Raw genomic sequence first — 15,425 nt, 5'->3', positions numbered from 1 at the left:
GTAAAAGAGCCCGCCCCCCGCGCGCCCGGCCCCCCGGAGGGGGCCCACGCTGGACGAGGCCTACGCGGCGAACCGTGCCAACGCCGCGGAGGCGTCCCGTATGGCCGCGGCGCACGGCGACGACGAGAGGGCTGCCGCCGACCGAGCGCTGGCGTCCCCCTCCCGCCACTTCCTCCACTTCGACGGCCGAGGCTCCGGCCAGGCCACCGAGGTCTTCGGCGACCTCGCCCACGCGGACCACATCGCCGTGCTCGTCCCCGGTTCCGACACCTCCCTCGACACCTACGGCCGTTTCCACAGGGCCGCGGCCGCCCTCCACAAGCAGCTGACCCGCACCGACCCGCGCACCGCGGTCATCGCCTGGCTCGGCTACGAAACCCCGGCCACGATCAGCCCGACCGTCACCACCACCGACCGAGCCGACCAAGCCGCCCCCCACCTGCGCGAGTTCGTACGCCAACTGCACGGCATAGCCGGCCGACAGGCCACCGTCTCCCTGCTCTGCCACAGCTACGGCTCGGTTGTTTGCGCCCGAGCCGCCACCGACCTGGACGTGAGCGATCTGGTCCTCCTCGGCAGCCCCGGCACCGGCGCCGAGGACGCCGCGGCCCTGCACACCCGCGCCCGCGTCTGGGCGGCGCGCGGCGGCGACGACTGGGTGGCCGAGGTCCCGCACGTCAGGACCAACCTGTTCGGCATCACCGTCGGCTTCGGCACCGACCCCATGTCCCCGGCCTTCGGCGCGCAGGTGTTCGCCGCGGGCGACGGCGGCCACAGCGACTACTTCACCCCGGGCTCGCTCTCCCTGGCCAACCTGGCCCGGATCGTCCTGGGACAGACCTCGGAGGTGACCCGTGCGTGACACGACCTGGGGCTCCACAAGGCAGGGCACAAGGCAGGGCACAAGGCAGGGCACAAGGCAGGGCACAAGGCAGGGCACAAGGCAGGGTTGGGCAGCCGTACGACAGGTCCGGGAATCCATACGCCGGGGCGCCGCCCGCGTCGACGAGGCCACGCCCGCCGGCCGCGACCGTGCCGTGGACGCCCTGCGCGCCTTCGCGATCCTCGGCGTGGTCCTCGGCCACTGGCTGGTGACCGCCCTGGTCGCCGACGGCCGCGCCCTGCGCACCGGGAGCCCGCTCCAGCACATGCCCTGGCTCGCCCCGATCTCCTGGGCCTTCCAGACCCTCGCGGTGTTCTTCCTGGTCGGCGGCCATGTGGCGACCAAGAGCTACGCCTCGGCACAGGCGCGTGGCACCACGTACGGCGAGTGGCTGACCGCCCGGCTGTCCCGGCTGTTCAAGCCGGTCGCCGCCGTCCTCACCCTGTGGACGGTGATCGCCGCGGGCCTGCTGCTCACGGGCGCGGAGTACGGCACGGTCCGCACCCTGGTGAAGCTGGCGCTGTCGCCCCTGTGGTTCCTCGTCGTGTTCGCCGCGTTGACGGCGGCGACCCCCCTGCTGACCCGGATGAACCCCTTGTGGCCGCTGGCTGTCGTCCTCCATGTCGACCTGCTCCGCTTCGGCCTCGGCGGTCCGTCCTGGCTCGGCTGGGTCAATGTGGCGGCCGGCTGGCTCGTGCCGTACACCCTCGGCGCGGCCTGGACCCGCGGGGAGCTGGACCGCCGACGCTCCGGCTGGATCCTGCTGACCGGCGGTACGGCGGTGACCGCGGCCCTGGTCGTCTGGGCCGGCTACCCGGCGTCGATGGTCGGCGTCCCCGGCGCCCCGGTCTCCAATCTGAACCCGCCGACGCTGGCCGCGGTCACCTTCGGACTGGCCCAGTGCGGCCTGTCCCTGCTGCTGCGCGACCGGCTGCGTCGAGCGATGCGCCGCCCGTCGGCCTGGGCGGCGGTCGCCCTGGTGAACCTCTCCGCGATGACGATCTTCCTCTGGCACCAGACGGCCCTGATGGCGACCACGGCCACCGGCCTCCTCGCCGGCCGTCTGCCCGGACTGCACACCGTCCCGGACGGCCTCGGCTGGGTCGCCGCCCGGCTGGCCTGGCTCCCGGTGTTCGTGCTCGTGCTCGCCGTCTGCTGGACCGCGTTCCGCTCCTACGAACAGGGCGGCCGCCGGGGCGGGGTCTCGCGGGTCGTCCGGGGGCATCGGCCGGCCGGAAGGACGAGGCCGGTGGAGGTGACCCGTGTCTAGGGTGGGGCCCGTGACGGAAACGGGGATCCAGCACGTGGTCGTGGGCCGGCTGCTGCGCTGGTCGCGCTCGCTGCGCGAGGACCTGTGGACCACCCGCGCGGATCCGCTGCCCCCGTCGGTGTGGCTGCGCTGGTTGCCGCACGGTCTGCTCTGCCTGGCCGCGTTCGGGATCACGGTCGGTGGGCTGCCCCAGCTCCAGGACAACGGCGGGTTGTCCTTCGGGTGGGCGTTCGTCATCGCGGTCGCCCAGGGCGGCGCGGTCCTCCTCGCGATGTGGCGGCCGATCCCGGCCTGGTGGCTGTCGCTGGCGGTCACCGTGCTCCAGGCCGTCCTCCTGCACGGGCTGCTCGGCGGCCCGGCGCGGGAGTTCACCTGGCCGTGGTCCACGGCGGGGACGATCGCTCACCTCCTCGTGCTCCTGCTGCTCACCCTGCGCGTCCCCACCCGGGTCTCCCTGGAGGTGCTGGCCCTGACCGGGCTGACCACCTACGCCCTTCAGGGCCTGTGGGGCGCCGCGCACTACGAGTCCACCGGCGTGATCGCCGTCGCTCTCTCCGCGATCTCCGTGGTCCTCGGCATCGCCCTGCGCGGCCGCCGGGAGGCCCGTCAGGAACTCGTCGAGCAGACCAGCCTCACCACCGAGGAGCGCGCCCGGCGCACCCTGCTGGAGGAGCGCAGCCGGATCGCCCGCGAGCTGCACGACGTGGTCGCCCACCACATGTCGGTGATCTCCATCCAGGCCCAGGTCGCCCCACATCTGGTCGAGAACCCGTCGGAGGAACTCAAGGAGAACCTCGACGGCATCCGGCAGAACGCGCTGGAGGCGCTCATCGAACTCCGCCGTGTCCTGGGCGTCCTGCGCTCCGAGCACCCCGAATCCCCGGACCCCGTGGAGCCCGGCACCGGCACCCGCACCGCCCCGCACACCCCGCAGCCCACCCTCGACCGGCTCGACGCGCTGGTGGAGAACACCCGGGCGGCCGGACTGCGGGTCGAGCTCGACGTGCGGGGCGAGCGCCGCCCGCTGCCGCCCGGCCTGGAGCTGTCGGCGTACCGGATCGTGCAGGAGGCGCTGAGCAACGTGCTGCGTCACGCACCGGGCGCGATCGCCCATGTCGAACTCCGGCACACTGCCTTCGGGTTGATCGTGGAGGTCGTCAACTCGGCGCCGACACGGTCCGCCCCGCCGTCACCCGGTGCCGGGCACGGACTGCTCGGGATGCGGGAACGGGTCGGGATGCTCGACGGTTCCATGACGGCACACCCTCTTCCGGACGGCGGCTACAAGGTGTTCGCGTTCCTCCCGGCCCGCCCGGGCACCGAAGCCTCCGACCCGGCCGGCGATCTCAAGGACGGCACCGTATGACGAGCAGCCCCATCCGCGTACTCATCGCCGACGACCAGCAGATGGTCCGGCAGGGCTTCACCGTGCTGCTCAACACCCAGCCGGACATCGAGGTGATCGGGCAGGCGGTCGACGGGCTGGACGCCGTGGCGAAGGTCGCCGAACTCGCCCCGGACGTCGTGCTGATGGACATCCGCATGCCGGAGCTCGGCGGTATCGAGGCCACCCGCCGCATCACCGAGGCGACCCCCGGGATCAGGGTGCTCGTGCTGACCACGTTCGACCTCGACGAGTACGTGTACGAGGCACTGCGCGCGGGTGCCTCGGGCTTCCTCCTGAAGGACGCCTCCGCGGACCAGCTGGCCGAGGCGGTCCGGGTGGTGGCGGCCGGCGACGCCCTCCTCGCCCCCGGCATCACCCGGCGTCTGATCACCGAGTTCTCCCGCCTCGGCGACCGCCCCCGCAGCCCGCTCAAGGAACGCGTCGGCGACCTCACCGAACGCGAGACCGAGGTCCTCGCCCTGATCGCCCAAGGCCTGTCCAACGCGGAGATCGCCACGCGCCTGGTGGTGGCCGAACAGACCGTGAAGACCCACGTGGGCCGCATCCTGGTGAAGCTGGGCCTGCGGGACCGCACCCAGGCGGCGGTGTTCGCCTACGAGTCGGGCCTGGTGAGGCCGTCGGGCTACTGACCCGACGGCCGGCCGTCCCCGCCGCTACCCGTAGTACCTGAGACGGACCCCGAAGGACCCCTCTCACTGGTGACGACCGCGACCCCTTCCTCCGCCTACGGTTCTGAATGTGACCGAGACGACCGAGACGCACACCACGCCCCCGCAAGGCGGTGGGTACGACACCTACAAGCCGCGCAGCCCGGAGGTGCGGGCCGCCCTGGAGGCCCTGCGCGGTCTGCGCCAGGATCTGATCCACGACGCCTTCGCGTACCGTCCGCTGCCCCGCATGGCGGTCGACGGCCCGCTGACCCGCCGGCTCCCCGCCCGGCTGCGGGAGTACGCGGTCTGGACCCCGCACGCGGTGGTGACGGCGTTCGGATTGATGGCCGTGTTCGGCACCGGGGTGACCGGCCAGGGCGATGTGACGCAGCTGCTGTCCGGCTTTCTCGTCCTGGCGCCGGTCCTGCTCTCGATGGTCCGGCCGGGCGGCGCGTTCTGGCTGTCCCTCGGCTCGACCACCGCCGTCGCCGTGCTGGGCACGTCCTGGGGCAACTGGCCCTGGCTGCCCGGCAGTTTCATCTCCCACCTGACCGTGCTGACGGTCGTGGCGATACGCACCCGGCCGCGCACAGCGGCATGGATGTGGCTGCTGACCGCGCTGTACGGCTTCTTCGCCGAGACGTTCTTCGGCTGGGGCCACTACAGCACCAACACCGGCCCCATGCTGGTCGTCTCCGCGCTCCTCCTCCTCGTCGTCGCGGTCTGGCACATCCGCCGCACCGCCGAGCGGGAGGTGACCGCGCAACAGACGGTGACCATGCACGAGCGTTCCAAGCGCACCCTGCTGGAGGAGCGCACCACCATCGCCCGCGAGCTGCACGACGTGGTCGCCCACCACATGTCGGTCGTCGCCATCCAGGCCGAGGCCGCGCCCTACCGGGTGGAGAACCCGCCGCCGGAGCTGGAGCGGGCCTTCGCGACGATCCGGGAGAACGCGGTGGCGGCCCTCACCGAGCTCCGCCGTGTCCTGGGCGTGGTCCGTGCCGAGGACTACGAGGCCCCGGACGCCCCGCAGCCCACCCTCGCCGACCTCGACGTCCTGCTCGCCAATGTGCGGGACACCGGGCTGAGCGTGGACAAGACGGTGACCGGTGCGGTGCGTGAACTGCCGCAGGGCGTGGAGCTTTCGGCATACCGCATAGTCCAGGAGGCCCTGAGCAACACCTTGCGCCACGCGCCCGGCGCGAGCGCCCGCGTGGAGATCGGCTATGTCCTGGGCGGTCTGGGCCTGCGCATCGTCAACGACCCGGCGCCCGCGAAGGCGCTGCTGAAGCCCTCGCCCGGCGCCGGGCACGGCATCACGGGCATGCGGGAGCGGGTGTCGATGCTGAACGGCGAGATGACGGCGGCCCCGACGGACGACGGAGGTTACGAGGTGACGGTGTTCCTTCCCGTCTCCCTGGCGAGCGACGGTGAGGCATGACGAGGGGCACCATCCGCGTGCTCATCGCGGACGACCAGATGATGGTGCGCGAGGGCTTCTCCGTGCTGCTCAACGCGATGCCGGACATCGAGGTCGTCGGTGAGGCGGTCAACGGCCGCGAGGCGGTGGACCGGGTCCGTGAACTCGCCCCGGACGTCGTGCTGATGGACATCCGGATGCCCGAGCTGAACGGCATCGAGGCGACGAGGGAGATCGTCGCGGCGGACGGTGCGGCGAAGGTGCTGGTGCTGACCACGTTCGACCTGGACGAGTACGTGTACCAGGCGCTTCGGGCGGGCGCCTCGGGCTTCCTGCTGAAGGACGCCTCGGCCCGTCAACTGGCGGAGGGAGTGAGGGTGGTGGCCTCCGGTGAGGCCCTGCTGGCACCCTCGGTCACCAAGCGCCTGATCACGGAGTTCTCGAAGCTCTCCGACTCCCCCCGGCTGATGTCCTCCGCACAGGCGGCGTACGGCGAACTGACCGAGCGCGAGACGGAGGTCCTGGTCCTGATCGCCCAGGGCCTGTCGAACGTGGAGATCGCCGAGCGCCTGGTGGTCGCGGAGTCCACGATCAAGACCCACGTCAGCCGCATCCTGGTGAAGCTGGGCCTGAGGGACCGCACCCAGGCGGCGGTCTTCGCCTACGAGGCCCGCCTGGTGACCCCGGGCTGACCCGGAGGAACTAGATCGTCACGCACCGCCACGGGCGGGCCAACCAGCAGTGCCTGAGCATCCAGAACCGCGGGGACCAGAGCGAGCACGCGGGGATCAACGTCCGCGACTGCGGCAGCAACACCTGGCAGTGGTGGAGCCTGCCCGACCCGTCGCGCCGGTGATCCGCTGAGACACCCCTGGTCAGGAGGGGGGCCGTCGGTCTAACGTCCGTTCATGGCAGCCTTCGACCCGTGGGACCCGGCGTTTCTCGCCGACCCGTACCCCTCTTATGCCGACCTGCGCGCCAAGGGCCGCGTGCACTTCTACGAGCCCACGCGGCAGTGGCTCGTGCCGCACCACGCCGATGTGTCGGCGCTGCTGCGCGAGCGGCGGCTGGGGCGGACGTATCAGCACCGGTTCTCGCACGAGGACTTCGGGCGGACGGCGCCTCCCGCCGCGCACGAGCCGTTCCACACGCTCAACGACCACGGGATGCTCGACCTGGAGCCGCCGGACCACACCCGGATCCGGCGGCTGGTGTCCAAGGCGTTCACGCCGCGGACGGTGGAGCAGCTCAAGCCGTATGTGGCCCGGCTGGCCGGTGAGCTGGTGGACGAGCTGGTCGAGAAGGGCGGCGGTGACCTGCTCACCGATGTCGCCGAGCCGCTGCCCGTCGCCGTCATCGCCGAGATGCTGGGCATCCCGGAGGCCGACCGCGCTCCGTTGCGGCCCTGGTCGGCGGACATCTGCGGGATGTACGAGCTGAAACCGGCGGAGGACGTGGCGGCGAGGGCGGTGCGGGCCTCGGTGGAGTTCTCCGAGTATCTGCGGGAGCTGATCGCCGAGCGGCGCGAGAACCCCGGCGACGATCTGATCTCCGGGCTCATCGCCGCTCATGACGAGGGTGACCGGCTCACCGAGCAGGAGATGATCTCGACCTGCGTCCTGCTGCTCAACGCGGGGCACGAGGCCACGGTCAACGCCACCGTCAACGGCTGGTACGCGCTCTTCCGCAACCCCGACCAGCTCGCCGCCCTCCGCGCCGACCACGCGCTGGTCCCGTCCGCGATCGAAGAGCTCATGCGCCACGACACCCCGCTCCAGCTCTTCGAGCGCTGGGTGCTGGACGACATCGAGATCGACGGGACCACGATCCCCAGGGGCGCGGAGGTCGCGATGCTCTTCGGCTCCGCGAACCACGACCCGGCCGTCTTCCAGGCCCCCGAGAAGCTCGACCTCACCCGCAAGGACAACCCGCACATCTCCTTCAGCGCCGGTATCCACTACTGCATCGGTGCCCCGCTGGCCCGTATCGAGCTGGCGGCCTCGATGACGGCGTTGCTGGAGAAGGCGCCGGCCCTCGCCCTCGCCGCCGAGCCGGAGCGGAAGCCGAACTTCGTGATCAGGGGGCTGGAAGGGCTAGCCGTGGGGGTCTGACCGCCGGCCCACCAGGTACGCGATCACGAGGGAGACGAGCGCCGGCAGGAGCGCTCCGGCGAGGGCGACGAGGGGGAGTTCGACGAGGGCGGCGCCGACGTCGGTGCCCTCGCCCTCGAAGCCGCCGCCCATGTGTCGTCCGGTGCGGGGCGAGCCGGCCCACACGAGGGTCGCCACCAGCGCCCCCACCGCCGACAGCATGCAGCCACTGCACGTCACGGCGTTGCGTCGATCCCGGGGGTCCGGCCGGTCTTCCATGCCCGGATGGACGCACCGCGCGCCTCCCGCGGTTCTCGCCCGGTCATCTCCGCCCCGTCACGTCGTCATGTCCCGCCTCCGCAACCCCGCCAGCCCACCGGCCACCAGCACCACCGCCAGCCCGACCAGCACCAGCACCGGCCCCCAACTCATCTCCCCGCCGGGCAGCTTCGGCAGATGCCCGAACGGCGACACGTCCAGCACCGCCCGCGGAGCGTCCAGCGCCGGTCCTACCCAGCCGATCAGCAGGACCGCGCCCGCGACGCCCCACGCCGCCGGTGCCAGGCGCGGCAGCAGCCCGTACAGCGCGACCGCGAGGCCGCCGATCACCCACACCGCGGCCACCTGGACCAGGCAGGCCCCGAGGATGGGCCCGACTTGTCCGCCGTAGCCCACGGCGAAGCCCAGGCCGGTGAGGAGCATGAGCAGGACGACCCCGCCGAAGGCCACGGCAAGATGGCCGGCGGCCCAGCGAACGCGGCCCACCGCGTTCGCCAGCACCGGCTCCGCGCGGCCCGAGGTCTCCTCGGCGTGCAGCCGCAGCACCGAACCGACCACGTACAGGGCCGCGACGAGGCCCATCATGGCGACCATCGACGCCAGGAACGCGTCCGTCAGATCGTTCTGACCGCCCATCCGCTCGAAGATCTCGCGGGCGCGGGCGTTGTCGCCGACCAGGTCGGCCACGCCGTCCGTCAGACCGCCGTAGACGATGCCGACGACGAAGAAGGCGAGGCTCCAGCCGTAGACGCTGCCCCGCTGCAAGCGCCAGGCCAGCGCGCCCGCACTGTTCAGGCGGCCCGCGGCCGGTCCCGGCCGGGTCGGCAGGAAGCTCATGCCCACGTCCCGGCGGCCCGCCAGCCCGTAGGCCACCGACGCCTGCACGGCGACCGCTGCCGCGAACAGCAACAGGACCCACCAGCGTTCGTCGGCGTACGGGCGCAGGTTCTCCAGCCAGCCCAGCGGGGAGAGCCAGGTCAGGGCCGAACTTCCGTCGTCCCTCGCCGAGTCGCCCGCCGCGCGCAGGACGAAGGCCGCACCCAGCACCCCGGCCGTCAGCCCGCGCGCCAGCCGCGCGCTCTCCGTCAGCTGCGCGACGATCGCGGCCATCGTGGCGAAGACCATGCCGACGCCCGCGATCCCGAGACCGAGGGCCAGCGCCCCGGTGAGGCCCTGTCCGGCCAGGCCCGCCGTCACCAGCAGTGCCAGTACGGCGTTCGCGACCCCCGCCGCCAGCAGCGCCGCCGTCAGTGACGCCCTGCGGCCCACCATCCCGGACGCCACCAGCTCCTGGCGGCCGCTCTCCTCCTCGTCCCGGGTGTGCCGTACGACGATCAGCAGGCTCATCGCGGCCGCGACCAGCCCCGCGTACGCACCGACGCGCCAGGCCGTCAGCGCGCCCAGCGAGGTGTCGAAGACCGGTCCGATCAGGGCGCGGAAGGAGGCGTTGGCGGACACCTGGTGGATCAGGTCGGCGCGTTCGGCCGGGGTGCCGTACAGGTTCTTCAGGCTGCTCGGCATGGAGAGCACCATCAGCGCGTTCACCGCGACCCAGACCGGGACCGTCAGCCGGTCGCGGCGCAGGGAGAAGCGCAGCAGCACGCCCGTGCCCGCGAGGGTGCTCATCGGGCCGTCGCCTCTTCCTCCTGGTAGTGGCGCAGGAACAGCTCCTCCAGCGTGGGCGGGGTGGAGGTCAGGGAGCGCACGCCGGACTCGCTCAACGACCGCAGTACGGCGTCGAGTTTGTCGGTGTCCACCTGGAACCGGACGCGGTGCCCCTGGACGTCGAGGCCGTGCACGCCCGGCAGCCGCGCCAACCCGTTGGGCGGGCCCGCGAGTTCGGCCGTCACGCTGGTCCGGGTCAGATGGCGCAGGTCGGCGAGCGAACCGCTCTCGACGGTACGGCCCTGGCGGATGATGCTGACCCGGTCGCAGAGCTCCTCGACCTCGCTCAGGATGTGCGAGGACAGCAGGACCGTACGGCCTCTGTCCCGCTCCTCCTCCACGCACCGCTGGAAGACCTCCTCCATCAGCGGGTCCAGGCCCGACGTCGGCTCGTCCAGGATCAGCAGGTCGACGTCCGAGGCGAACGCGGCGACGAGGGCGACCTTCTGGCGGTTGCCCTTGGAGTAGGTGCGGCCCTTCTTGGTGGGGTCCAGCTCGAAGCGTTCGATCAGTTCGGCGCGGCGGCGGGCGTCGAGGCCGCCCCGGAGCCTGCCGTAGAGGTCGATGACCTCGCCGCCGGACAGGTTGCGCCAGAGGGTGACGTCGCCCGGGACGTACGCGATCCTGCCGTGCACCTCGACGGCGTCCGCCCACGGGTCGCGGCCGAGCACCTGCGCGGCGCCGGAGTCGGCGCGCAGCAGGCCGAGCAGGACGCGGATGGTGGTGGACTTGCCGGCGCCGTTCGGGCCGAGGAAGCCGTGGACCTCGCCGGTCTCCACCTCCAGGTCGAGTCCGTCGAGTGCGTGCGTCCCGCCGAAGGACTTGTGGAGTCCGGCGACGCTGATGGCCTTCGTCATGCTTCCGAACGTACGCTTCTTTCAGAAATTTGTGAAGTTAAGGAAGCGTATGAAGCCCGGATAGGATGAGGCCATGACGGAAGCAGCTGGTGAGCGGGACGCGGAGGCCGTCTCGAAGTTCGTCGAGTCCTTCGCGGCGCAGCTCGTCGAGGCGGGGATGCAGCGCATGGCGGCGCGGGTCTTCGCCGCGCTGCTCTCCTCCGATGAGGGCGTCATGACCTCCGCCGAGCTGGGCGAACAGCTCAGGATCAGCCCCGCGGCCGTCTCCGGGGCGGTGCGGTATCTGGCCCAGACGCACATGGTGTCCCGTGAGCGGGAGCCCGGTTCACGCCGGGAGCGTTACCGGGTGCACGGGGACCAGTGGTACGAGGCCCTGACCAACCGCGAGGCGGTCCTCAAACGCTGGGAAGGCGCCCTCCGCGAGGGCGTCAGCAGCCTCGGCGCCGACACACCCGCGGGCCGCCGCATGGCCGAGACACTCGCCTTCTTCGAGTTCGTCGAGGGCGAGGTCGCGACCATGATGGAGCGGTGGCGGGTGCATCGGGCGCAGAGGTTCGGGGACTAGGCCACCTCGAACCTTTCAGGTTCCGCGGGCGGCGCGGCCGTATGAGGCTTCTCCCGTATCGCTACGGAGAGGTGGAGAGATGTCCCGGGTTTTGCGCGCGATGGCTGTCGGTCTCCTGTCGGCCTGTGGTTTGTCGGGGGTGACACCGGCGCCGGCGTCCGCGGCGGATTACCCGAAGGACGCGTTCGAGGTGTTCAGGTTCGACCCGGACGGCCAGGGCCACGCTTATACCGGTGGCTCCATCACCTGGTACAACCGCACCGCCAACGTCCAGGGCACCGTGGTGGACACCGCCAACAACATCGGTCACGTCACGGCCTACTTCGAGGCATACGCGGGGTCGACGAAGATCGAGTCCGTCACCCGGACGGCCAATGCCGAAAGCGACCTTGGCTCTCCGCGAGACTTCAACTTCACCATCGGCGACACGGACCTGGTCGGCGGCATCGACCGGATCAAGGTCACGCTCTGCCGTTGGGACGGTGCGTCCAAGGACTGCGCGGGCGCCGAGAACTACTCCAAGCTCTGAGGCACGGCTACCGCTCCTTCGTCTCCTCCAGGACCGTCCGGCCCAGCAGCAGGTACCGGTCCGGGGACCGGCGCTTCAGGTACTGCGCGTAGCCGATTCCGGTCGCTGCCACCAGGGCCACCAGCCACGGTGTCGCCTTCAGGACCAGGGAGCCGGACTCGCTGCCGGCCGCCGCGCTCATGTTGGAGACCAGCAGTGCGACCACCGCGAGCATCGCGACGCCGCCGAGGAGCGGGGCGGTGAGGGTCCGGAACCAGTGGCGGCTCTCGGGGTGGTGCTTGCGGAAGTAGACCAGGACCGCGAAGGAGCAGACGGCCTGCACGACGAGGATCGCCATGGTGCCGAGGATGGCGAGCAGGACATAGGTACCGGTGTACGGGTCCTTGCCCGCCACCCAGAACGCGATCAGCAGCAGGGCGGTCACCACGGTCTGGACCAGGCCCGCGATGTGCGGGGAGCCGTGCCGGGCGTGGGTGCGGCCGAGGGTGTTCTTCAGTGAGGGGAGGACGCCCTCGCGGCCCAGCGCGTACATGTAGCGGGCGGCGCAGTTGTGGAAGGCCATGCCGCAGGCGAGCGAGCCGGTGATCATCAGCCACTGCATGACGACGACCGCCCAGTGGCCGACGTACTGCTCGGTGGGGTTGAAGAACAGGGCGAGGGGGTTGGCCGTGGCGACCTCCACCGCCTTCGACTCGCCGGTGCCGGTGATGGCCATCCAGGAGACGAAGACGTAGAAGATGCCGACGCCGAGGACCGAGATCATCGTCGCCTTGGGGATGATCTTCTTCGGGTTGCGGGACTCCTCGCCGTACATCGCCGTCGACTCGAAGCCGACCCACGACCAGAAGGCGAAGAAGAGTCCGAGTCCGGCGCTGGTGCCGTGGAAGGCGTTGACCGGGTTGACCGGGTCGAGGCTGAAGCCGTCCGGGCCGCCGCCGTGCAGCGCGACCGAGATCGCCATGGCCGCCAGGATCGTCACCTCGGTCGCGAGGAGGACGACGAGCAGCTTCTCGGCGACCGAGACGCCGAACCAGGTGCCGGTCGCGTTGATCGCGAGCATCAGCACCGCGAACGCCCACCAGGGGACGTCGACGCCCGTCTGGTCCTTCAGCGTCTCCGTCGCGAAGGTCGAGAAGATGCCGATCAGCGCCGGCTCGAAGACGACGTACGCGAAGGTCGCGAGCAGGCCCGAGGCGAGGCCGATCGTGCGGCCGAGGCCGTAGGAGATGAAGCCGTAGAAGGCTCCGGTGGAGGTGATGTGCTTCGCCATCGAGGTGAAGCCGACGGAAAAGATTGCCAGTACGACCATTGCGACGAGGTAGCTCGCCGGGGCGCCGATGCCGTTGCCCGCCGACACCATGAAGGGCACGTTGCCGGTCATCGCGGTGATCGGCGCGGCGGTCGCGACGGCCATGAAGACCACGCCGAGCAGGCCGATGGCGTTGGGCTTCAGCCGGTGGACGGTGCCGCCCTCATCTGTCGTCGCCGCCGGGGCGACTCCCTCATCCACTGCCATCGGGGTGGCCCCTCTCCTGCTGGTGTGCTGGTGTACTGGACCGGAACTCTGTAGGCGAAATAAGTCGGCCAAGGGTCTCGGTGCGTTAAATGTTTGTCAACCAGACCTTTAGAATCCCGAGGAAATCTGCCGCAATCTCCTCGCAACACGCGGCTCGTACGGTCCCCGGCATGAGCTACACGTCCACCCTCGGCGGCGAACGCCACCGCTTCGACTCCCTCGCCCGCCTCCTCGCCGCCGCGAGCCCGGAGCGCTCCGGCGATCATCTCGCCGGGCTCGCCGCGACGAGCGCACGGCAACGGGTCGCGGCCCGCTGGGCGTTGGCCGAGGTACCGCTCACGGCGTTCCTGACCGAGCCGCTGATCCCGTACGAGACCGACGACGTGACCCGGCTGATCCTCGACACGCACGACACGGCGGCCTTCGCACCGGTGGCCGGGCTGACGGTGGGTGAGTTCAGGGAGTGGCTGTTGACGGCCGGCCCGCCCGCGCTCACGGCCGTGGCTCCCGGGCTCACACCGGAGATGGTGGCGGCCGTCTCCAAGCTCATGGGGAACGCCGATCTGGTGGCGGTGGCGCGCAAGGTGCGGGTCGTGACGGGCTTCCGGTCGACGATCGGTCTGCCCGGGCGGCTCGCGACCCGGCTCCAGCCCAACCACCCGACCGACGACCCGGCGGGCGTGGCGGCGGCCCTGCTGGACGGGCTGCTGCTGGGCTCGGGGGACGCCGTCATCGGCATCAACCCCGCGACGGACAGCCCGAAGGCGGTACGGGACCTGCTGGACCTCCTCGACGGGGTGATCCAGCGGTACGCGATCCCCACCCAGTCCTGCGTGCTGTGCCACGTCACGACGAGCGTGGACCTGATGGAGCGCGGCGCCCCGGTGGACCTGGTCTTCCAGTCGATCGCGGGCACCCAGGCGGCCAACGCCTCCTTCGGCGTGACGCTCGGTCTGCTCGACGAGGCGTACGAGGCCGCCCTGAAGCTGGAGCGCGGCACGGTCGGCCGCAACGTCATGTACTTCGAGACCGGACAGGGCGCCGCGCTCTCCGCCGACGCGCACCACGGAGTGGACCAGCAGACGGTGGAGGCGCGGGCCTACGCGGTCGCGCGGCGCTACGACCCCCTGCTCGTGAACACGGTCGTCGGCTTCATCGGCCCGGAGTACCTCTACGACGGCCGCCAGATCCTCCGCGCCGCCCTGGAGGACCACTTCTGCGGCAAGCTGCTCGGTCTGCCGATGGGCCTGGACATCTGCTACACCAACCACGCGGACGCCGATGACGACGACGTGGCGACCATGCTGACCATGCTCGGTGTCGCGGGCGCCTCCTTCGTGATCTGCACGCCGGGCGGCGACGACATCATGCTCAACTACCAATCGGCCTCCTACCACGACGCGTTGTACCTCCGTGAGGTCCTCGGCCTGCGCCCGGCACCGGAGTTCGAGGCGTGGCTGGAGTCGATGGGGCTGCTGGACGAACGCGGCGGCATCCGCGAGGTCGGCTCCCACGCACTGACGGCCATCGGAAGGGAGCTCGCGGCATGAGCGGTACGAGTGAACTGGCCCTGGACGACGACGAGTTGTGGATCTCCCTGCGCCGCCACACCCAGGCCCGCATCGGCCTGGGCCGCTCCGGCTCCGCGCTGCCGACCCGGCACCGCCTGGAGCTCCAGACCGCGCACGCGGCGGCCCGGGACGCGGTGCACTCGCCGTTCGATCCGGACGCGGTCGCGGCGGGACTGCCGGGGATGCCGACGGTACGGGTCCGCAGCGCGGCCGGCGACCGGCTGACGTATCTCCAACGCCCCGACCTGGGGCGGCGGTTGGACGCCACCGACCGGGCCCATCTGCCGGTGGGCGAGTGGGACGTGGTGTTCGTCGTCGCGGACGGGCTGTCCAGCCGGGCGGTGCACGAGCACGCGGCGGCGGTGGTGCGGGCGACGGCGGCGCGGCTGGCCGGGTGGCGGATCGCCCCGGTCGTGCTGGCCGAGCAGGCCCGGGTCGCGCTGGGGGACGACGTCGGGGCGGCGATGGGCGCCGAGCTGGTGGTCGTGCTGGTGGGGGAGCGGCCCGGGATGTCGGCGGCGGACTCGCTGGGGGCGTATCTGACCTACCGGCCGGTGCCGGGGGTGACGACGGACGCCGACCGGAACTGCCTGTCCAACATCAGACCGCCGTCGGGGCTGTCGTACGACTGTCCCTTATCACCATCTTACCCCCCCTTCCCCAAGGATAGGGTAGGTCACGGTGGTCGACGGACCATTCAAAAAAAAAACACACATGAA

Annotated in this window: 14 protein-coding genes and 1 pseudogene; 11 read left to right on the top strand and 4 right to left on the bottom strand. The window is 71.3% G+C overall.

From position 1 onward, the window contains the following. Positions 1-46 precede the first annotated feature (46 nt). The 7 genes and pseudogenes from HLK59_RS41025 to HLK59_RS40995 all read left to right on the top strand — a co-directional run. Positions 47-862, top strand: a pseudogene (locus HLK59_RS41025) (alpha/beta hydrolase); the annotation flags it as partial. 118 nt (positions 863-980) lie between these two features. Continuing rightward, positions 981-2,153 carry an acyltransferase gene (locus HLK59_RS41020; protein WP_171146750.1) on the top strand — a complete coding sequence of 391 codons (1,173 nt, stop codon included), beginning with the start codon at positions 981-983 and terminating at the stop codon, positions 2,151-2,153. 10 nt (positions 2,154-2,163) lie between these two features. Next, positions 2,164-3,519: a sensor histidine kinase gene (locus tag HLK59_RS41015; RefSeq protein WP_346779930.1), complete on the top strand. Its 1,356-nt coding sequence runs from the start codon at positions 2,164-2,166 to the stop codon at positions 3,517-3,519. Beyond that, positions 3,516-4,190, top strand: coding sequence for a response regulator transcription factor (locus HLK59_RS41010; RefSeq protein ID WP_171146748.1), 675 nt, complete (start codon positions 3,516-3,518; stop codon positions 4,188-4,190). The genes HLK59_RS41015 and HLK59_RS41010 overlap by 4 nt, the downstream gene beginning before the upstream one ends. Positions 4,191-4,299: 109 nt before the next feature. Then, on the top strand, positions 4,300-5,655 hold the full coding sequence (locus HLK59_RS41005) for a histidine kinase (protein ID WP_171146747.1): 1,356 nt from the start codon (positions 4,300-4,302) through the stop codon (positions 5,653-5,655). After that, positions 5,652-6,326 carry a response regulator transcription factor gene (locus tag HLK59_RS41000; protein WP_171146746.1) on the top strand — a complete coding sequence of 225 codons (675 nt, stop codon included), beginning with the start codon at positions 5,652-5,654 and terminating at the stop codon, positions 6,324-6,326. Before HLK59_RS41005 ends, HLK59_RS41000 begins: the two co-directional genes overlap by 4 nt. Before the next feature lie 216 nt (positions 6,327-6,542). After that, positions 6,543-7,745, top strand: a complete 1,203-nt coding sequence (locus HLK59_RS40995) for a cytochrome P450 (RefSeq protein ID WP_171146745.1) — start codon at positions 6,543-6,545, stop codon at positions 7,743-7,745. On the opposite strand, the gene HLK59_RS40990 is transcribed toward HLK59_RS40995, so the two are convergent. The 3 genes from HLK59_RS40990 to HLK59_RS40980 form a co-directional block, all read right to left on the bottom strand. Continuing rightward, positions 7,728-7,946 carry a hypothetical protein gene (locus HLK59_RS40990; RefSeq protein ID WP_240982933.1) on the bottom strand — a complete coding sequence of 73 codons (219 nt, stop codon included), beginning with the start codon at positions 7,944-7,946 and terminating at the stop codon, positions 7,728-7,730. The two genes, HLK59_RS40995 and HLK59_RS40990, sit on opposite strands and share 18 nt — an antisense overlap. Positions 7,947-8,060: 114 nt before the next feature. Continuing rightward, positions 8,061-9,629, bottom strand: coding sequence for an ABC transporter permease (locus tag HLK59_RS40985; protein ID WP_171146743.1), 1,569 nt, complete (start codon positions 9,627-9,629; stop codon positions 8,061-8,063). Beyond that, the gene (locus HLK59_RS40980) at positions 9,626-10,525 is read right to left on the bottom strand and encodes an ABC transporter ATP-binding protein (RefSeq protein WP_171146742.1); all 900 of its coding nucleotides are present in this window, start codon (positions 10,523-10,525) and stop codon (positions 9,626-9,628) included. The genes HLK59_RS40985 and HLK59_RS40980 overlap by 4 nt, the downstream gene beginning before the upstream one ends. A gap of 73 nt (positions 10,526-10,598) precedes the next feature. Here HLK59_RS40980 and HLK59_RS40975 point away from each other — a divergent pair, with 73 nt between their 5' ends. Further along, positions 10,599-11,090 (top strand): MarR family transcriptional regulator, encoded by a 492-nt coding sequence (locus tag HLK59_RS40975; protein WP_171146741.1) that lies wholly within the window; start codon positions 10,599-10,601, stop codon positions 11,088-11,090. A gap of 190 nt (positions 11,091-11,280) precedes the next feature. Then, the gene (locus tag HLK59_RS40970; RefSeq protein WP_171146740.1) at positions 11,281-11,619 is read left to right on the top strand and encodes a hypothetical protein; all 339 of its coding nucleotides are present in this window, start codon (positions 11,281-11,283) and stop codon (positions 11,617-11,619) included. 7 nt (positions 11,620-11,626) lie between these two features. On the opposite strand, the gene HLK59_RS40965 is transcribed toward HLK59_RS40970, so the two are convergent. Continuing rightward, a complete protein-coding gene (locus tag HLK59_RS40965) occupies positions 11,627-13,135 on the bottom strand; it encodes an APC family permease (protein WP_171146739.1) in 1,509 nt (502 codons plus the stop codon). Between the two features lie 170 nt (positions 13,136-13,305). Here HLK59_RS40965 and HLK59_RS40960 point away from each other — a divergent pair, with 170 nt between their 5' ends. Beyond that, positions 13,306-14,685 (top strand): ethanolamine ammonia-lyase subunit EutB, encoded by a 1,380-nt coding sequence (locus HLK59_RS40960; protein ID WP_171146738.1) that lies wholly within the window; start codon positions 13,306-13,308, stop codon positions 14,683-14,685. Continuing rightward, positions 14,682-15,425 (top strand): ethanolamine ammonia-lyase subunit EutC (gene eutC / locus HLK59_RS40955; RefSeq protein WP_171146737.1); only part of this gene is annotated, 744 nt, incomplete at its 3' end. The genes HLK59_RS40960 and eutC, both read left to right, overlap by 4 nt.

Origin of the sequence: Streptomyces sp. S3(2020), assembly GCF_013044505.1 — a bacterium.
Classification (GTDB): domain Bacteria; phylum Actinomycetota; class Actinomycetes; order Streptomycetales; family Streptomycetaceae; genus Streptomyces.
Note: the sequence above shows the minus strand (reverse complement) of the source record. Positions and strands in the feature narration are given on the sequence as shown.